The sequence below is a fragment of the Clostridium sediminicola genome (genome assembly GCF_050402865.1).
Taxonomy (GTDB): Bacteria; Bacillota; Clostridia; order Clostridiales; family Clostridiaceae; genus Clostridium_AF; species Clostridium_AF sediminicola.
On sequence record NZ_BAABMF010000007.1, the window covers coordinates 84494 to 104294 of the forward strand.

Below are 19801 nucleotides of genomic sequence, written 5' to 3' on the forward strand. Positions count from 1 at the left end.
AAATATTTGCGTAATCTAGTACAATATTGCGCAATCTACTATCCATGGGATTTATACGCTCATTTCAATATACTATTCTAGAAAATTGTTATATAATGATTGAATATATTATTTATATTATTTAAGGGGGCTTTATAAATGAAGAATTTGTTTGAAAATAGTGAGCGGGGATTACTCACTTATAAAAACATAGAAGAAGCAGTAGAAAATCTGCATGGAGTTTCTACAAAAACCGGACTTATTTATAGCGATGTTTTTAGTTTAGAATGTGGTAATAAAGTATATATTAAACCTGAAAATCTTCAAGTTACGGGAGCATTTAAAATTAGGGGAGCTTATAATAAAATTTGCAAATTAAGTAAGGAAGAGAAAAAAAACGGTATCATTGCATCATCTGCTGGTAATCATTCACAAGGAGTAGCCTATGCTGCAAAACTATTGGGGGTAAATGCAACCATTGTAATGCCTAAAAATACTCCTTTAATAAAAGTTTCTTCTACTCGTTCTTATGGAGCTAATGTAATTTTACATGGAACTTGTTATGATGAAGCATATTCAAAAGCAGTAGAGCTACAAAAATTAAATAATTATAGTTTTGTACATCCATTTAATGATATAGATGTAATTGCTGGGCAAGGAACAATAGCAGTAGAAATTATAGAAGAAATTAAGAATATAGAATATATCCTAGTTCCTATTGGTGGAGGTGGCCTAATAAGTGGTGTAGCTTTTGCAGCTAAGTCGATAAATCCAAACATTAAAATTATAGGTGTTGAGCCCAATGGTGCAGCAGCAATGAAAAAGTCTATCAAAGATAATAAAGTAGTAAGTCTTGATTCCGTAACAACAATAGCTGAAGGAGTGGCGGTAAAAACTCCTGGTGATTTAGCTTTTGGAATAATCAGAGATTATGTTGATGATATTGTAACTGTATCAGATGAAGAAATAATGGAAGCTTTCTTAATGATAGTTGAAAAACATAAATTAGTATCAGAAACTTCTGGAGCTGTTTCTCTTGCTGGACTAAAGAAATTAAATGTAAAAGATAAAAAAGTAGCATGTATTCTAAGTGGTGGAAACATTGATGTTGTAACAATTTCTTCAATGATTAATTCTGGTTTAGTTTCAAGAGGAAGGTTATTCTGTTTTTCAGTTGAATTACCTGATAAACCTGGAGAATTAGTGGAAATTTCTAAACGCCTCGCTGATTTAAATGCTAATGTTATTGGTCTTGAACATAATCAATTTAAAGCTTATGACAGATTAAAAAATGTAGTATTAGAAATTACTTGTGAAACAAATGGTTTAGATCATATAAACCAAATAGTTTCTGAACTAAATACTGCGGGTTATATCGTTAAAAAAGTATATTAATTCTTATCTAAAAAACCTCTCAGACATAAATATTTGAGAGGTTTTAATTCTAATCAATTTCTTAAAATTATTGTATAACAGTTAATTCATCTTGCATCTTTTCTAAATCACTGAATTTAATTACTGATTCATCATTTTTGTCAGGAACTTTTATTTCAACTGCTTCATTTATTCTTTCAATTTTATAATCAAAAACCATTTCCATTGTTTGCCCTTCAGCAGTGATTAAAACATTATACTTAACACCAGTTATAAATCCATCATTAATGATTGTTTCCATTTCCAAGTTGAATTCTTCTACTTCTTGTAAACCAGTAAAAAACTCTTCCTTGAATCCTTCAATACCTACTGTATCTTTCTGCTCAGAAGGATTTGCTGATTCACTAATTTGCATCATTTGCTCTATTAATGAAATGACCTCTTCATCAGCAAATAAAGCTTCCATAAATTTAATAGATTGCTCTTTATTTAGATTAAATAAATACTTACCATTTGATTCAATTGATTTACCCTCAATTTCTTCAAATACTAGAACACCCTTGTTGTTTTTAGTAAAATTATCAAATATGGCATTTATGCTTTCGTTAAATTTAGTTAAACTATTTAAAAATTCATCATGTTTAGTTTTCTCGTCTTGTTTTATAATATCTTTAGGATTATAATATAGAACATTTTTTCCTTCTGGTAATCCCATCATTTGTGCAAACATTGTAGGTATTGTAATAAATATATCTGCATCATTTGCACTTTTCGTATCAATAACAATAGGGAATTGAAAATCCATTCCTAAATCTTCCATATTCAAATTTATATTAACTTCATTTTTACCCTTTTCTTCATTCTCTATATCAAATGCTCCATCAAAAGATACCTGTGCATTAATCGGTATACTTTCCTCATCACCAGGTAAATTCATAGCCATATTTGCACTATAATATCCTGATTTCATCTTATTACTGTTTTCCATAGCCTGTTTTAGAGTAATTGGCTCTTTCTTTCCACATCCACTTAAAGCAAAAATAAATACTAGTATCAAACAACTAACTATTGCTTTAAAACTCTTATTCCATCTTTTGTTTATCATATTTTTCATCTCCTATTTTTGAAAGTATAACTACGTATATATTTAAAACAATTTAATTCTAACAAAGTGTTGTTTGCATGTCCACATGAAAAATGTACCATAAATATACCTTATGCATTAATAAATCCATCAACTTATTGAGTTAGGAGACATTTTATTATAAAATATTAAACTGGGAGGTGTTTTTATGAATGAAATAAAAAAATCACTTTATGATAACATCAATTTTTTTGACTCTTTTTCAAAATACGTACCATCATTCATTTTAAGAACAATTATTGTAACTTTAGCTATTTTTATTTTATTTTTAATCCTAAGAAAAATTTTTACTAAATACATATTTCGTATATCAATAAAACTAACCCTGAAAACCAAAACTAATCTTGACGAAAAATTACTTCATGCCTTTGAGAAGCCAATGAAGTCCTCCTTTATCGTTATCGGAATATTTTTTTCGCTAAAGTATTTTACTTCTGAATTCGGTCTTACAATGGCTAAAATATACATAAGTATTTTTCGTTCTATATTTATTGGACTTTTTTCATGGGGACTACACAATTTGACGAACGAGGATTCTATTCTATATGAAAATCTTAAAGAAAAATTTAGTTTAAATATTGATAAAACTCTATATACTTTTTTAGCTAAAATCATCAGATTTATCATTGTTACACTTTCTTTATGCGTTATTGCGGAAGAATTCGGCTTTAATGTTAATGGTTTTATTACTGGTCTAGGTATTGGTGGACTCGCTGTAGCTTTAGCTGCTAAAGATACTTTAGGAAATATTTTTGGAGGCTTTGCAATTATAATGGATAAACCATTTTCAATAGGTGATTGGATTAAAGCTGATTCTGTGGAAGGTACAGTTGAAGATATTACATTTAGAAGTACTAAAATCAGAACTTTTGCAAATGCTATCGTAACAGTCCCTAACTCTAAATTATCAAATGAATCTATTACTAATTGGGCTAAGATGCAAAAAAGAAGAATAACCTTTAATATAGGAATAACTTATGACACTCCAATAGATAAAATTCAAGTATGCATAAAACGTATAAAAAAAATGCTCCAGGAACATCCCGATATACATCCAGAAACAATATTTGTTAATTTTGATAAGTTTAATACTAGTAGTTTAGATATATTTTTATACTTCTTTACCAATACTACAAATTGGAGTAAATTCCTAAAAGTTAAAGAAGATATAAATTTTAGAATAATGAAAATTCTCCAAGAAGAGAATGTCAACATAGCATTCCCAAGTAGAAGCTTATATATTGAAAAATCTTAAAATTTAAGAATACTAATAGAAACAGAAAAAGGATGATAATCTATGGAAAAGCTATTAAAATCAATTACCATTGAAGAATTCAATTCTATTAAGAAAATATCCATCACTAATATTCAAGAAGGATTTAATAACTATACCCATGGTATCCTAGATGTCCATGATAGTTCTTTATCCATTAATGAACAAGATGAATCTTCACGCTTAATCTATAACAATAATTTGAAATATGAAAATAGATTTATAAATTTCATGAAAAAAATTTATACTATTAATAAGAAAAAACCCATAATAGTAGATTTTTATCTAAACAATATAGATAACGAAGGAATTCTTAGAGTGCTCTCTCACTTGGAACATGACGATAAATTAACCTTTATAAATCATGTCAGAAATATAAAAACCCATTCAGTATACTTTTTGATAGAAGATAAAGAGTTAATCCCTTTTATGACCAGACTTTCTACAAGAGAATTACATTTTTGTACATTTCATTTTACAGAAAAACCTATAACTATATGGGGTAACTACAATTTGTCCTTTCCAGTATTTTTTAAGAATAATGAAGATGTAAACTTTTATGACTCTATTGCCCGAAAAAATGATCTATTTATTAGGGATATAAATTTCTTAAATACATAACCTATATTTTCAAAGTAACTTTACTTCTAAAACAATAAGACAGCTTAAATATTTAAGCTGTCTTTACATTTTTCCCTTTTATTTTCTCACTTATCTTTTCCCAAAATAATACAACATATATCCCCATTATAATAAATACAGTCCCGATGAAAAGATTCATAGTAGCTTTTTCCTTCAAAATAATTATCGCAAAGACACTTGCTAGTACTGGCTTTATAAAAAAAACTAAAGAGCCATTACTTGTACCTATAATTTCTAAACCTTTAAAATACGCAATATAAGCAATGCCTGTTACAAAGAAAGACAAATAGAAAACTGGTAAAATTAAAGAAGATTCAAATTTGATAACTGGAATTTTAAATAACATAAGAAATGGAATAATTAATACACTTCCTATAGTAAATGAGTATGCATTCATTTTCAGACTTCCAATTTTTGATGATACTTTTTTACCTAGTACAGTATACATTGCAAAAGAAATTGCAGATGCTAATGCTAAAGAAGGACTCTTAAAATTCATGTTTGACATATCTAGATCCTGAAAAAATACTATACCAATTCCCAAAACACCTATTATTAATCCAACAACTTTGTATAGTTTGATTTTCTCCTTTTCAATTAACGCAGAGAAAATAGTAACAAAGATGGGATTACTACTTATAATCACTGCAATAACTGATGCTTTAGCATTACTATCACTTAGACTTAACTGAATTAAATTCATAGAAATACCTACATTCATTATTCCAACTAATGTAACCCATAAAAATTCCTTTTTACTTATCCTTTTACTTTCTTTAGATATAAACAATACAACTAGTAAAAGAATTCCCCCAAAGAAAAATCTCAGAAAATTAATTTGAAATGGACTGATTTTTCCCGCAACCATCCTACTTACGACCTCAAATGTACTAAAAAATATAATTGTGTTTAATAAATAAAAATACCCCAAACTCTCTTTTTTCATAAAATCCCCCCGTAAACTTCAGTAAAAAGCTTCGCTTTTTTCTTAATATTGAATATTATACCACATATATGCAACCATTATAATCATGGATAAAGCCATATAATTCTAGAAAGCAAAGACAAACTTAAGTATTATCCCCCTAAGTTTGTCTTTGTTTTATAAAATATTTTTTATACCCAACCTAAAAGTAAACATATAGCTAAAAATAAAGCAATTGCCGAAGTTATATAGTATAAAATTGCTGCTCGTTGATCCCCTAATGCTTTTCTTATTAATTTAACTCTTTTACTTTCCCAAAAATATTCTATTTTTTTAAATACACTAATACTTACAAATATAGCAAGAAAAATAAATGCAAATGCAATCATAAAAGAATTCTCGTGCAGATAGTTTTCCATATCTATACCTCCTATCTATGTTTTATATTATACTCAAATTCAATCAACACCAATAATTATTCTATCACAAAATCTTTGTTTACTGAACACATAAATAACTTAAAAAGCCATGAGCTAAAAGCCCATGACAGATTATCGGTATACAGCATTTTAATAAAATAATATGGATTTTTGCTCAACAACTTATTTACCTAATAAGATGACATATGCTTTATGATATCCAAATACTCCTGTGATACATCAGGACAAACAGATAATATTGAGTCTACTACAAAATCAACATTACTATCATCTATTTTTTTAGCATTACACCCTTCATCATTTATAATACTTTCTCCATCTAATTTATTGTATATACTTTCAACTATAGGAGCTTGCATTACCCTATCACTTTCTGTACATTTTTCTGAAAAGTAAAGCTCTCCTTCAATTACTTTAAATTGACCAAATGCATACTCTTTTTGAGTTGTTTTTAACCCATTACTAGTTTTACAATTATATTTCGTATGTTCAACATTTTTTAAATTAAAGCTATATATAGGATCCTTTCTTTTTAGAACCCCTCTTACCTCTAAATCTAGTAATCTTTCTTTAATATGTTCAGAAAAATCTTCTCCAAATTCTGCAATAAACATTTTCATTGACAATGTCTTCTTTAAATTATACTTTCTTTTCACTTAATCATTCTCCCTTTTATTTAATCACCTAAAGTAGCAAAATATTATATCTCTGCTTAGATAAGAAACCTTAACCTTCTCGGTGTTTATAAACCAGAACCTATTCATTTTTACGTCATAAAAAGTACAAAAGCTACACTTAAATCCACTGAAAAAATCACCTAGTTAGGTGACAATGTTTTATCATTATGGCATATAATTTACATAATATATTATAACACATATAATTGAAATAATACTATCCATAACTATATTATACCACAATGTAGTTCTATTACGAATTAATATTCTAAAACTAATTTAAATAAACACCTAAACTAATGTTTAAATATAGATGATTTATTAGTTTTTTTTAAACCAGAAACCTATTTTTAATATTTATTAACTTTTATGATATAATATGACTATCATTATATTTAAATACTGGAAGGTGATATTTATGTATAATAAAACCAAGAAAGGATTTACTTTAATTGAACTAATTATTGTAATAGCAATTTTGTCAATTTTAGCATTAATAACTATACCAAAATTCATAAATTATTCTCAAAATACTAAGTTAGCTGCGGATAGATATAATGCCAAAATCATAGGAGATGCAATAAATTTTGCTTATCAAAATGGCGATATATCATTATCAAATAACAACAGTTTCAAAGGGGTAGATTCGTCAGGTAAAAAAGTATCTTTCACTGGCTCAGGTAGATCTTTTGAAAAAATCTTTGTTCCAAATTACATTGACAAAAAAATCCTAGATAACATCATTGACAAAAGACAATATGTATTCAACTTAAATGTAACTGCTTCTAATATCAAAGTTGATGTAAAATTTAATCCAGCATCCAAAAGACATAATAAATATCCAGATGAAGTTCTATATACTATTAATATATCAAAATAACTAATAAGGAATAAATTTATATCTGTGCTATAAAATTTATTCCTTATTATATGCTTTATTGAATTTAATGATATTTTCTAACAGCAATCTCCCTCTTTTGCAATAAATCCTACACGCTCTAAAACTTCTCTAGCTTCTGCAACTTTTGTTTCATGAACCATTACTATTGGTCCTGTACAACCCATTCCACTCTCAGCATAGATACCATTTTTCCAAAGTGCTTTTACAGCATCTTCAAGTTCCATTATATCTACTCCTGATAATGAACCTGTTACTACTTCCTTTGGTGGTGCTGTTACTTCTTCTTCATCTGAAGATTTTTTTGCATCTTTATTAAGAGATTCTAAAATTGAATTTAGTTTTGCATCTTTTGCTTTCTTAAATTCTGCTTTTGATTTTTCTACTAATTTACCTTTTGCAAGGTCTGCTGCATATTTTATAGCATTTGCTACAACTGGTATTCCTGATGCTCTTGATACTATTAATATATTTCTTTCATATCCTTCTCCAACTCCAGGACCATATCCGTATCCTGTTGCTTCGTAGCTTCCACCTGTTGTGTAAGCTGAGAATACTTTCATCATAATGTTACCCGTTAAAGTATCTGTAATCATAACATCTGCAGTTCCAGCTAATAAGTCATTACCTCTCATAACGGCTCCGCCATCGGCACGAGCTGAGTCAGCAAATTTTATTTTATATCCGTTACTATTTAATTCTTTTAAAATACGCTCCACTTGTCTTGCTCCATCTAAGTTTAGAATTCCAACTGTTGGCTCTTCTATTCCCATAGATTTTGCAGTGATTATGCCATGTAGAGCATTTTTAACCATGGCTTCTACTCTGTTTACTGCTGCCGTTCCTGTAGTAGTAGCTAAGAACATTTTTTTTCCCATTCCTGGAGTTATCACTCTTCCTACTGTTGAAACTCCAACTGGGAAGTTATAGTGCATAGTTACACAACCTTGAAGTTCTCCACTATCTAATAACTCTTCCATTTTAGAGTACATTTCATCTTCACTGTTTGCTTCAACTATTGCAAGTTCTGTTTCAACCTTTGGTCCTATTAAAACAACCTCAATATTTTCCGAAGTTTTTGAAGCTAATTCTGCTGCTTTCAGAAGATTTTCAGTTCCATGCTCTGAACCTAAAGTAGTTATTCCTATTCTTACTTTCTTTCCAAATTGACCAGATTCAATTGCCTCTGATACTTCAAGCAATGCATTTCCAATCATTTCTTTAACTGAAGATTTACTCATTGTCATATAGTTCACCCCTATTCCTTTAGTAGAAGTGCTGCTAAATCTCTCATTGATTCTGCAATTAATGTTTTAACTTCATCTTGAGAAACACTTGAACCAGCTTCCTCTTTTTTGCCTGAATTTCTTTCTATAACAACTGAAACTCCATCAAATAGGTTAGTCATACGACCTAAGAACAAGCTTCCTTTTGCTACGATCATTACTTTATTTAAGCTACCTTCTGTTAAATCATCCATAGCAAAACCTAAGTAAGGAACTCCTGATGGAATATGACCTTGAGTTGGAGCCCATCCTGGCATTCCATGTTTTTTGATAAATGGAAGTAATTCTTTTCTTTCAAGCTCTTTTCTCTTAACACCTAATGCACCAATCATTTTGTAGTTTCCTTCTGGTACATCTCCAGCTCCTGCTGGTTTAGTTACATCTGGATTTTGCATTTCAACTGAGTATTTATCTATATCAGTGATTTTTAATCCTGCTCTATCTAAAGGTGCAGCGATTAATGATGTCATTACTGCTTGTGGTGAAGAACCTGTACCAACTGTATGTCTTCCTAAAATATCTGTTCTAATTACAGGGCTTACGCCATCATTTTCACTTATTAATACTGCAAATCCACCTAATATATCTTCAAGTACTGGAATTCCTTTTTTAACATGGTCTTTTCCGTTCATTCCAAGCTTCGCTGTAGCACCACCAGCTACTATAACAACATTTTTGTATATTCCTGCTTGAACTAAAGCTGACGCTTCTATAAGGGCATGAGTTGGTGCAGCACAGAACCCTCTAGTATCAGAACCTGTTGCATTTACAGCACCTGATATCTCTGCTATAGATTTTGCAAAGTTTCCGCCACCTCTTTGGTTCATGTCTCCGCAAGCTTCTTCTGAACATTCAATTACATATTCAATATCTTCAACATTAATGTTGTTTTTAGCAACAAGATTTTTGAATGCAAGAACACCTGATGCTTTAACAACTAAGTTTTCGAATAAAACATGAGCAGTTAAGTTTCCATCTATATCATGAGCTTTTTTAACACATCCAACTAATTTTCCATCGTTATAGATTCCTTCTCCATGAAGTTCGTTAACAATGTTCTCAATCTCTTCCATTGAGTCTCCATCTTGTAACTTATCTATCTCATCTTTGAATAATGGGTGATTAGCTAATTTTTCTTTGATTCTTGCAGTAAATTCTTTATTAAGTTTAACAAGTTCAAAAGCATCTGAAATCTTCATAAGACCAATAAACTCATCTTGAGGCATAATTTCACCAAATTTACCATCACGAGTTGCACCTTCAACGCTCTTGTCATACCAAGGCATCTCATATCCTCTTAATTCTTCTGGTGTCATGTTTCCTATATAAGCTTGGTTTGGTGCATAGTTAACCACTTCTTCAAATGGTCTAATATATTTAGAAATCTCCTTCAAATAATGTGAATCAGGATTTGTTATTTTCTCCATTGTTTGAGTTGTACCATTATGTAAAATCATGTCAGGAGTATTTACTAATACATAGCCAGTTCCTTTTATAACAGCATAGTTCATTTTGTTTTCCCTCCAACTTTTTATTAGTGACAAGTTTTAAGTGACAAGTGACAAGTTACGGATACCTTTCACCTTTCACTAACGTGAAATCTTTAATTAAAAATCATTCATCGAAGATGAGAAAAGCTTAATTTAAGATTTTCTGTAAGAAAATCATCCTAAACTTGTCACTTGTCACTCTTCACTTGTCACTCATATAGATATATATAAAAAAACGAGTGATGCGCACATCACCCATTTCATATTTTGAACATTATAGAAATTTACAAAATTGTTCTCTGATAGAAGACATTTCTGAAATAATATCATCTACATCTAATACCATTTCCATCATGCCTATTTGCTCTTCGTATACTTCCTCATTTACTGCTTCTTTCACTTCTGGCTCTACTACGTGATAAGTTTTTAGTCCCAACTGGACTCCTGCTAATGAACCTGCGAAAGTAGGGTCTCCGTTTGTAACTGTTTCTGCTGCTAAACCTGCAGCTTCACCTTCTGCTGCACCTAAAAGAACTATCATGTTCTCTGCACCATACTTTTCAGTTAAACTTTTTACCCTATTTTGATTTTCTAGATCCATAGCACCTGCAGCTGTTCAGACAAAGCATTCTGTTGATGAAAAAACTATTTCAGCACCAGTACCTTTGATACATTCAGCTATTGCAGGACCAGGTATACCATCTCTATCGCCAACGATGATTACTTTTGCTCCTTCAAACATACTCATGTTCGATATCCTCCTTTTATTTTTAAATTTAAATAATTATTATCTATAAATGTAATAACTCAATATTAAATATTAACTTTTTTAGTTCTATAACTTACAACCTACAACTTAACACTTACAATAATAATATATAAATCTACGCAGTATTTTATATATTATTTACTAGCCTAAATGTTTATTAATCATTGCATCAATATTAGCTTTTGTTGCATCAGTTTTTGTTAATTCATCAATCTTAACTCCATCTCTATAAAGAGATATTGTTGGAAGACCTAAAACTTTTTGAGAAATTGCTAATCTTCTAGCTTTAGAAGTATTTAATTTAGTGAATTTCATTTTTCCCTCATATGCTTCAGCTAATGCTAATACATCAGGCATCAAAGCTTCGCATGGTACACAACCATCACCAAAGTAATCAACTAAAACTAATCCTTTAGATTCTAAAACTTCTTCTTTAAAAGTATTTTTATCTAATACTAACATTTTTTACCTCCTTTAAATTTATTGTTTTATTATATTAATTCTTATTCAGAATCTTCAACATATCTTTCAGCATTTACTGCTGCAATAGCTCCATCTCCTGCTGCTGTAATTACTTGTCTTAAAGATTTAACTCTGATATCTCCCGCAGCATATACACCTTCGATATTTGTTTTCATGTCTTGATCTGTAACAATATATCCATGTTCCATTTCAATTTGTCCTTCATATAACTTACTAATTGGAGTGTATCCAATAAAAACAAATATTCCAAAGATTCCATCATCTTCATCAGCAAAATACTCAGTTGTTTCTCCAGTTTTAGTATTTTTGAAGATAGCTGACTCTACTATGCCATCACCTTTTATTTCTTCAATTACTGAATCCCACATAAAATGCATCTTCTCATTTTTAAATGCTTTTTCCTGAATTGACTTTGCAGCTCTTAATTCATCTCTTCTATGAACTATAGTTACTTTTCTTGCAAACTTAGTTAAGTATAATGCTTCTTCAACAGCAGAGTCTCCTCCACCTACTACAAATACTTCTAATCCTGCAAAGAAATCAGCATCACAAGTTGCACAATATGAAACTCCTTTACCTGTAAATTCTGCTTCCCCTGGACAATCAATTAATTTTGGTTCTGCACCAGTTGCAATTATTACAGATTTTGCATGATACTCTCCTTTTTCCCCTTTAATAACTTTTACTTTACCAGAAAGTTCAACCTCAACAATATTGTCACTTACTCTTTCAGCTCCAAATTGTTCAGTTTGATTGACCATTCTAGCTATTAAACTAGGACCACTTTCTTCCGCAATAGCACCAGGATAATTTGCAATTTCATGAGTTATTACAATTTGTCCACCTGGGCTATCTTTCTCCAAAATTAAAGTTTTCATTCTTGCTCTAGCAGCGTAAAGTCCAGCAGCTAATCCAGCTGGTCCAGCGCCTAATATTATCACATCATATAAATTATCCATCTTTACCCTCCAAATATAATGAAGTATTCTACTTCTTAATAAAAATTTGTAATTCACTATCTTTTCTATTTAGGCAAACTTTTCTTCATAGGATTTTAATAAATCCATCCTCGATTTATTATATAGCAAATAATGTACCAAAATATTCAATTGACTTTTTTGATGCATAATCCCACAAGTAATGACCTCCAACTGTTAATAATATAACAGTTAAAATATATAAAAAGAAATTTTTTTCTTCAATTATGAAAAAAATTTCTTTATTTAAAGACTGTATGTTTAATGAAATTTATAAATTCCTCATACATAAAAAAAAGCTTGTGAAGAACTTTTCAATTTCCTCACAAGCTTTATTATTCATTTTTTAGCACTCACTGTGCAAATTATTACATTACACTTACTTATAATATACTTAGATTATCATTTTACATACTTAAATCATCATTATAGTTTTTAGATATTCTAGATTTTATACTTTTTATAAACATTATAATAAGTAATACTATCCCGACATACCCATTGATAACGTATACAATGTTTACAAGCTTAGCAAATGGCAATCCTATTCCAACTAATAAACCTATTATTGCTAAAATTATCGTCAATACTCTAAATTTAGGGCTTTTATCTTCAGTAAATCTCGAAGAAACTGACCATAACAATGGTACTGCAGTAGTATATATCCCCGCAACAATAATTACTGAGAAAACTGTTGCCAATAAAGGATGTACGTTCTCAGCCAAAATTAATGAAGGTATTTGACTACCTGCTACTTCTTCAATACAAGCCAATAATCCTAATGCAACAATAATTACAGCTAAAGAAAAACTTATTGCCCCTAATATAGCTCCATATGCTGCTTCTTTTTTACTATTAGCAGTAGCACCCATCGCTGATAAAAATCCTGCTAACCACAACATACAAAATCCTACATAAGAGCCTGCTGCAAAAAACCAATTAGTTGATGCTTTTGTTAAAGTAAGAGTCTGTACTAATTCACTTGACTTTGCAAGTCCATCTAAATTACTAAAAATTGAAATTAAGCCTAATGCTATCGATATAACTACTATGGTTGGACCAATCTTTCCAATTATATCAACGATACGGCCTAGACCAAATAACACAGTCATACCTGCTAAAAAAGCCATTGTTATTCCGCCAACATAAACTGGCAAACCAAAATGCTGATTAAATGTAGCTCCAGCTCCAGCTATCATTACTATAAATGACAAGTAAATAAAAAGTATAGAAAAATAATCAAAGAATGTTCCTAATATATTACCGCAATAATACTTATATATGTCACTACCCTTTTCAAATTTATTTTCTTGTCCTACTGTTATGAAACTAACCCCTACATACAAAAGTAGAATAAGGACGACAAATGAACCAGCAATCCCCATAAACCCATATGATGAAAAATACTGTAATACCTCTTGACCTGTTGCAAATCCAGAACCTATTAAAAAAGCTATAAAAGCTCCAGCAAATGTTATCACTGTTTTCATATTAACTGTTTGCTCTTTCATAATGACCCCTTTCTAATAAAGAAATATACACTCGCTTTGAGGATGAGTTTATATATTCATCAAAAAAGTTATTCAAAAAAACACCAGTTATACTTAAATATATTATATATATAGTTAAAACTTACTGTCAAGGATTTAGTTTTCATTTTTGCCTCAAATCATACTCATTAATCTTATTAAACAACTGTCTTGAACTAATATTTAAATCCTTTGAAGCTTTTGAAACGTTACCATTATAGCGTTTCAAAACCCAAGCTAAATAATTTTTTTCTGTTTCTTGTTTATATTTTCTTAGAGGAATTACTTTTTTAAATTCATTCTGTTGTACATTCTCTTTATCTGGTTTTATAGAATGCATTATAGGTAATCCATTTTCAGTTATTACTCCATTTTCTGATAGAACAACCATTCTATCTAAAATATTTTTTAATTCTCTTAAATTACCAGGGTATTCGTACTGAAGTAAAAATTCCTTTACCTGTGGTTCTATATCATGTATTTGTATTTCATTTTCTTCTTGGGACTTTTCTAACATAAAGTCAATTAAATCCTCTAAATCCTCTCTCCTATCTCTCAGAGAAGGAACCTTTATTACTACTGTGCTTATTCTATAAAAAAAATCTTCTCTAACTTTTTCGTCTAATACTGCCTTTTTCATATCTATGTTAGTGGCAGTGATTAATCGAAAATTTATTTCTGTTTCTTTGTTGCTACCTACTCTTTGAATTTTTTTAGTTTCTAATGTTCGTAATAATTTAATTTGTGTAACCAAATTAAGGTCGCCAATTTCATCCAAAAATAATGTACTTTTGTCCGCCATCTCTATTTTCCCTCTTTTAGCTTTGATGGCTCCAGTAAAAGCTCCTTCTTCATGTCCAAACAGTTCACTTTCCAATAAATTATCTGTATAAGAAGAACAGTTCATAATTATTAATGGATTATGATTTCTCTTACTGCAATAATGTATATATTTTGCAGCTACTTCTTTTCCAGAGCCAGACTCACCGATAAGTAAAACATTCACATTTGTTTTAGCAACTTTTTCACAAAGATAGAGCATTCTTTGAAATTTTTTACTTTTAGTACTGATACAATATTCTTGTAAAAAATCTTTATTACCTTTCATTTGTGGTCACACTCCTTTTTTATTCCTATTTTTACCTTTTGATAATATTGTATCATATTTGATTAAATTAAAAGAAATTTTTTTCACTATTTGAGAAATAAATTTCTTTTTCTTATTTTTTAATCACTTCACTATATCAAAATATTAGAAGTTAATCTTAATTTTATTTGTCTCATAAGCTTCAATTCTCTAGAGTCTATCCCAATTAAATTGGTTAGTAATATTGGTATCTCTGTTAAAATCCCTATTAAAATAATCATTTTACTTTATTTGGCATACTACTTGCTGTAAAGAATATTGAGGATGAGTTGATAAAATATTATCAAAAAATTTCACTGTTTTTTATAGGAGGTTTATTTTATGTTAGAAGAAAAACAATATCTACTTATTACAAACAACAATAAAGTGTATTTGAAGTATAAAGATAAGTTTACTGTTATTTTCCAAAATGTTAGCTATTTAGAAATCTTACAACTTGTTCGCGACAAAGTTCATTCTAATTATAAAATTCTAACACACCCTATGGCTGGCAGCTTGAAACCAAACCAAACACCATATAAGTCTGTACTTTTAATACCTAGCGATATCATGGATTTCAATAGCATAACGCTTATTGAAAATGCAATAGAATCAGCTAATAAGTTTCTTAAATTTAGAAGTTTACCCAAATGGTCAAATTCAATTTTAAATGATTTTAAGACTTTAGATTTATCTTTTATGGATGGAGCTACACTAAATAAAAGTACCTATATAAACTTGTTATAAACTTATCTGCCTAAATTATTGAGAAATTTTAGTTTCATGAATTGAACTAATTATTTTTCAACTTAGGTAAACAAGTCTATCTATATAAGATAAACAACTACACATTTCTGTAATGTTTATCTGCAAATCAAGGGATTATCGAAAAGTTATTAATATAACTTTTGGCACTCTCAAATTATTAAAGGAGGTAATGTTTTGAAGTTAGAATTAGGTAAAATCAAGATTTCTGATGTACAATTTGGTTCTGAAACAAAAGTTGAAAATGGAACTCTTTATGTAAATAAAGACGAAATAAGTAAATTAGTTTTAGAAGACAAGAGATTAATCAAAGCGGAAGTAGAATTAGCAAGACCAGGTGAATCAGTAAGGATAGCTCCTGTAAAAGATGTAGTAGAACCAAGAGTAAAGGTATCTGGATCTGGAAAAATTTTCCCTGGAGTAATAAATAAGGTTAAAACAGTAGGTGAAGGACGTACTCATGCTCTTGTAGGTGCAAACGTTATCACCTGTGGTAAAATTGTAGGTTTCCAAGAAGGTCTTATTGACATGTCAGGTCCTACTGCAAAATATACTCCTTTTTCAAAAACATGTAATGTTTGTATTGTAATCGAAGGTAAAGAAGGCATTGAAACTCATGAATATGAGGAAGCTGGCAGACTAGCTGGATTAAAAGTTGGCGCTTATGTTGGAGAGGCTGGAAAAAATATAGAACCTGATGAAATAGTTACTTATGAAACTAAACCACTTTTAGAACAAGCTGCTCAATACCCTAATCTCCCTAAAGTAGGATACGTTCATATGCTTCAATCTCAAGGTTTATTGCACGATACTTTTTATTATGGAGTAGATGCCAAGACATTCATTCCTACTTTTATGTACCCTACTGAAATCATGGATGGTGCTATTGTTAGTGGAAACTGTGTAGCACCTTGCGATAAAGTTACAACATTCCATCACTTTAATAATCCTGTTATTGAAGATTTATACGCAAGACACGGGAAAGATTTAAACTTCATGGGTGTTGTTCTTACCAATGAAAATGTTTGGCTTATGGATAAAGAACGTTCTTCTGATATGACAGCAAAGTTATGTAAACACTTAGGTTTAGATGGTGTTATCATCACCGAGGAAGGATACGGAAATCCTGATACTGACCTTATGATGAACTGTCAAAAGATTCAAAAAGAAGGCATAGATGTTGTTCTTATTACTGATGAGTTCCCAGGTAGAGATGGAAAATCACAATCTGTAGCTGATACAGTTCCTGAAGCTGATGCTTTAGTATCATGTGGAAATGGTAATATTATCGAGTACTTCCCTCCTATGGAAAAAACTATAGGAACATTAGAATTCATAGAAACTATGATTGGTGGTTATGAAGGTTCTCTTAAAGAAGACGGAAGTATTGAAGCTGAAATTCAAATAATTATTGCTTCGACAATTGCTAACGGTTACAACAAATTAGCAGCAAGAAATTATTAATAGGAGGATATATCATTATGAGTAAATATAGAGTTGTTCATTATATAAATAACTTTTTTGCTGGTATCGGCGGAGAAGAGAAAGCTGATATTCCACCACAATTAAAAGAAGGCGCTATAGGTCCTGGTTTAGCATTAGCAGCTGGTCTTGGTAATGATTATGAAATAGTTGCTACTGTTATTTGTGGTGATTCATATTTTGGTGAAAATTTAGAAAGTGCAAAAAAAGAATTAATGGATATGATAAAAGAATTTAAGCCCGATTTATTTGTAGCAGGTCCTGCATTTAATGCAGGTAGATATGGTACTGCTTGTGGAACTATGGCTTTGGAAGTTGAAAAAGAATTAAACATACCTGTAATAACTGCAATGTATCCTGAAAACCCTGGTGTAGATATGTTCAGAAAAGATTTATACATTATTGAAACTGCTATCTCTGCAGCAAGCATGAAATCTGCTGTTAAGAATATCTGCTTACTTGCAAAAAAATTAGTTAATAAAGAAGAAATTCTTTCAGGTTCAGAAGAAGGATATCTTGAAAGAGGAATCAGAGTAAATTACTTTAATGAAAAAAGAGGATCTGAAAGAGCTATTGATATGCTTTTAAAGAAAATAAGCAAAGACGAGTATGCTACCGAGTACCCTATGCCTACTTTTGATAGAGTTGATCCTGTTGCTCCTGTTCCAGATATATCTAAAGTTAAGGTTTGTGTAGTTACTTCAGGTGGTGTAGTTCCTCAAGGAAACCCAGATAGAATCGAATCTTCTAGTGCAACAAAATATGGTATTTATGATATTTCAGAAATGGATACCATGAAAAAAGAAGATTTTATGACAATACATGGAGGATATGATAGAGCCTTTGTAACTGAAGATCCAAACTTAGTTATTCCTCTAGATGTACTTAGAGAATATGAAAAAGAAGGAATCATTGGTGAACTCGCTAACTACTTTGTATCTACAACTGGTACAGGTACTTCAGTAGGAAATGCTAAAGGTTTTGGAGAGTCTTTCAGTAAAAAACTTGTAGAAGATGGAATAGGTGCAGTTCTACTTACTTCAACCTGAGGAACTTGTACTCGTTGCGGCGCAACGATGGTAAAAGAAATTGAAAGAGCTGGAATTCCTGTAGTTCACTTAGCTACTATAATTCCAATATCTTTAACAATCGGAGCAAATAGAATTGTTCCAACTGTAAGTATTCCTCACCCATTAGGAAACCCAGCTTTATCTTATGAAGATAGTAAAGATATTAGATATAAGTTAGTAAAAAAAGCTTTGAAAGCTTTAGAAACTGAAGTATCAGAACAAACTGTTTTTGAAGATTAATTATAATTGAAATTACTTTAACAAAAATAAGGTGTGCTCAAAATTAAATTGAGCACACCTTTTTATATTTCCCTACTCTGCCCCAAAACATATTTTTAATCTGTAACAAACTTTTTCTTTAAAAAGTACAAACATTATCTAAGGAAACTATAAATTCTTGATAATTTATTTAAAAAGTGCTATATTATTTACAAGTGTATATACACCTGTAAATCCATACTGTTTTGTAAAATAAAATATTATAAAGATTCCAATTCAAATATTGATTTTGGTTTCTCTAAAGATAATATTAAAGGAGAGATATATATGACCCCTACTGAATTTAAGAAAAAAATTATTGAGCTTAAGAAGGAAAAGAATGCAGTTATTTTAGCACATTACTATGTTGATAAAGATATTCAAGAAATTGCCGATGAGGTTGGAGACTCATTTTATTTGAGTAAGACTGCGAAAAATTGTAAAGAAAATACCATTGTTTTTTGTGGAGTCAACTTTATGGCAGAAAGTGCAAAAATCTTATCACCAGAAAAAAAGGTTCTTATCCCTGTTAATAATGCCTTTTGTCCAATGGCAAATATGGTTGATGAAGAAGGAATTCTAAGTATGAAAGAAAAGCATCCAGACGCAAAAGTAGTTTGTTATGTAAATTCTACTGCCGAAGTAAAAGCAGTATCAGATATATGCTGTACTTCATCAAATGCAGTTAAAATTGTAAATAACCTTGATGCAGATAAAATCATTTTTGTACCTGATAAAAATCTAGGTTCATATGTTGCTGAACAAGTAAAAGACAAAGAAATCATTTTATGGGATGGTTATTGTTGGGTTCATGATGAAGTAACTGAAGAAAGATTACTTAAAGTACAAGCTGAAAGTTTAAAGAATGATGAGAAAGTTGCTACATTAGTTCATCCTGAATGTAGAAAAAATATTAGGGACAAGGCTGATTTTGTTGGAAGTACTGGACAGATAATAGCGTTTGCAGGAAAAGCAGATTATGACAAATATATAATAGTTACTGAAGGTGGCATAAAACATAAGTTAACTGAAAAATATCCTGAAAAAGAATTTATTTTTGTGCCATTAATGCATTGTTTCACTATGAAAAAGATAATTCTTGAAAACTTATATGAATGTTTGAATGAAGAAAAATTTGAAGTTAATTTGGATGAAAAGGTTATAAATAAAGCCTCTCATTCACTCCAAAATATGCTTAAACTAGGTAAGTAGGT

The 19801-nt window shown here is 30.1% G+C and carries 19 protein-coding genes; 8 read left to right on the top strand and 11 right to left on the bottom strand.

The genetic code is table 11. The annotated features are described in order from the left end of the window. The first annotated feature begins 138 nt into the window (after window positions 1–138). Entirely contained in the window at window positions 139–1374 is a 1236-nt protein-coding gene (gene ilvA / locus ACQ3F0_RS13205; RefSeq protein WP_428865758.1) for a threonine ammonia-lyase, read from the top strand. Window positions 1375–1441: 67 nt separating this feature from the next. On the opposite strand, the gene ACQ3F0_RS13210 is transcribed toward ilvA, so the two are convergent. Then, window positions 1442–2458: a hypothetical protein gene (locus ACQ3F0_RS13210; protein WP_428865759.1), complete on the bottom strand. Its 1017-nt coding sequence runs from the start codon at window positions 2456–2458 to the stop codon at window positions 1442–1444. Between the two features lie 187 nt (window positions 2459–2645). Here ACQ3F0_RS13210 and ACQ3F0_RS13215 point away from each other — a divergent pair, with 187 nt between their 5' ends. After that, the gene (locus ACQ3F0_RS13215) at window positions 2646–3752 is read left to right on the top strand and encodes a mechanosensitive ion channel family protein (protein ID WP_428865761.1); all 1107 of its coding nucleotides are present in this window, start codon (window positions 2646–2648) and stop codon (window positions 3750–3752) included. Between the two features lie 42 nt (window positions 3753–3794). Next, complete coding sequence (locus ACQ3F0_RS13220; RefSeq protein WP_428865762.1) at window positions 3795–4391, top strand: hypothetical protein; 597 nt, start codon at window positions 3795–3797, stop codon at window positions 4389–4391. A 52-nt stretch (window positions 4392–4443) separates the two neighbouring features. Here the strand turns inward: ACQ3F0_RS13220 and ACQ3F0_RS13225 are convergent, their stop codons facing one another. The 3 genes from ACQ3F0_RS13225 to ACQ3F0_RS13235 form a co-directional block, all read right to left on the bottom strand. Further along, a complete protein-coding gene (locus ACQ3F0_RS13225; protein ID WP_428865764.1) occupies window positions 4444–5358 on the bottom strand; it encodes a DMT family transporter in 915 nt (304 codons plus the stop codon). A gap of 170 nt (window positions 5359–5528) precedes the next feature. Further along, on the bottom strand, window positions 5529–5756 hold the full coding sequence (locus tag ACQ3F0_RS13230; protein WP_428865765.1) for a hypothetical protein: 228 nt from the start codon (window positions 5754–5756) through the stop codon (window positions 5529–5531). Between the two features lie 191 nt (window positions 5757–5947). Beyond that, window positions 5948–6433 (bottom strand): hypothetical protein, encoded by a 486-nt coding sequence (locus tag ACQ3F0_RS13235; protein WP_428865766.1) that lies wholly within the window; start codon window positions 6431–6433, stop codon window positions 5948–5950. A 439-nt stretch (window positions 6434–6872) separates the two neighbouring features. On the opposite strand from ACQ3F0_RS13235, the gene ACQ3F0_RS13240 reads away from it, so the two are divergent. After that, a complete protein-coding gene (locus tag ACQ3F0_RS13240; protein WP_428865767.1) occupies window positions 6873–7334 on the top strand; it encodes a type II secretion system protein in 462 nt (153 codons plus the stop codon). A 77-nt stretch (window positions 7335–7411) separates the two neighbouring features. Here the strand turns inward: ACQ3F0_RS13240 and grdD are convergent, their stop codons facing one another. The 7 genes from grdD to ACQ3F0_RS13275 all read right to left on the bottom strand — a co-directional run bounded on the left by grdD (window position 7412) and on the right by ACQ3F0_RS13275 (window position 14994). Further along, window positions 7412–8593: a glycine/sarcosine/betaine reductase complex component C subunit alpha gene (gene grdD / locus ACQ3F0_RS13245; RefSeq protein ID WP_428865892.1), complete on the bottom strand. Its 1182-nt coding sequence runs from the start codon at window positions 8591–8593 to the stop codon at window positions 7412–7414. Between the two features lie 17 nt (window positions 8594–8610). Beyond that, window positions 8611–10149, bottom strand: a complete 1539-nt coding sequence (gene grdC, locus ACQ3F0_RS13250; RefSeq protein ID WP_428865768.1) for a glycine/sarcosine/betaine reductase complex component C subunit beta — start codon at window positions 10147–10149, stop codon at window positions 8611–8613. A 253-nt stretch (window positions 10150–10402) separates the two neighbouring features. Beyond that, the gene (gene grdA, locus ACQ3F0_RS13255) at window positions 10403–10876 is read right to left on the bottom strand and encodes a glycine/sarcosine/betaine reductase complex selenoprotein A (protein ID WP_428865769.1); all 474 of its coding nucleotides are present in this window, start codon (window positions 10874–10876) and stop codon (window positions 10403–10405) included. A gap of 162 nt (window positions 10877–11038) precedes the next feature. Next, entirely contained in the window at window positions 11039–11359 is a 321-nt protein-coding gene (trxA, locus tag ACQ3F0_RS13260) for a thioredoxin TrxA (protein ID WP_428865770.1), read from the bottom strand. Window positions 11360–11400: 41 nt separating this feature from the next. Further along, window positions 11401–12339: a thioredoxin-disulfide reductase gene (gene trxB / locus ACQ3F0_RS13265; protein WP_428865771.1), complete on the bottom strand. Its 939-nt coding sequence runs from the start codon at window positions 12337–12339 to the stop codon at window positions 11401–11403. Window positions 12340–12764: 425 nt separating this feature from the next. Further along, window positions 12765–13868 carry a YkvI family membrane protein gene (locus ACQ3F0_RS13270; protein WP_428865772.1) on the bottom strand — a complete coding sequence of 368 codons (1104 nt, stop codon included), beginning with the start codon at window positions 13866–13868 and terminating at the stop codon, window positions 12765–12767. A 142-nt stretch (window positions 13869–14010) separates the two neighbouring features. Continuing rightward, on the bottom strand, window positions 14011–14994 hold the full coding sequence (locus ACQ3F0_RS13275) for a sigma-54 interaction domain-containing protein (RefSeq protein ID WP_428865773.1): 984 nt from the start codon (window positions 14992–14994) through the stop codon (window positions 14011–14013). 360 nt (window positions 14995–15354) lie between these two features. On the opposite strand from ACQ3F0_RS13275, the gene ACQ3F0_RS13280 reads away from it, so the two are divergent. The 4 genes from ACQ3F0_RS13280 to nadA all read left to right on the top strand — a co-directional run bounded on the left by ACQ3F0_RS13280 (window position 15355) and on the right by nadA (window position 19799). Further along, complete coding sequence (locus tag ACQ3F0_RS13280) at window positions 15355–15759, top strand: GrdX family protein (RefSeq protein WP_428865774.1); 405 nt, start codon at window positions 15355–15357, stop codon at window positions 15757–15759. Window positions 15760–15954: 195 nt separating this feature from the next. Further along, the gene (gene grdG, locus ACQ3F0_RS13285; protein ID WP_428865775.1) at window positions 15955–17241 is read left to right on the top strand and encodes a sarcosine reductase complex component B subunit alpha; all 1287 of its coding nucleotides are present in this window, start codon (window positions 15955–15957) and stop codon (window positions 17239–17241) included. A gap of 17 nt (window positions 17242–17258) precedes the next feature. Then, on the top strand, window positions 17259–18569 hold the full coding sequence (grdF, locus tag ACQ3F0_RS13290; RefSeq protein WP_428865776.1) for a sarcosine reductase complex component B subunit beta: 1311 nt from the start codon (window positions 17259–17261) through the stop codon (window positions 18567–18569). Window positions 18570–18875: 306 nt separating this feature from the next. Beyond that, window positions 18876–19799: a quinolinate synthase NadA gene (gene nadA, locus ACQ3F0_RS13295; RefSeq protein ID WP_428865777.1), complete on the top strand. Its 924-nt coding sequence runs from the start codon at window positions 18876–18878 to the stop codon at window positions 19797–19799. Window positions 19800–19801 lie beyond the last annotated feature (2 nt).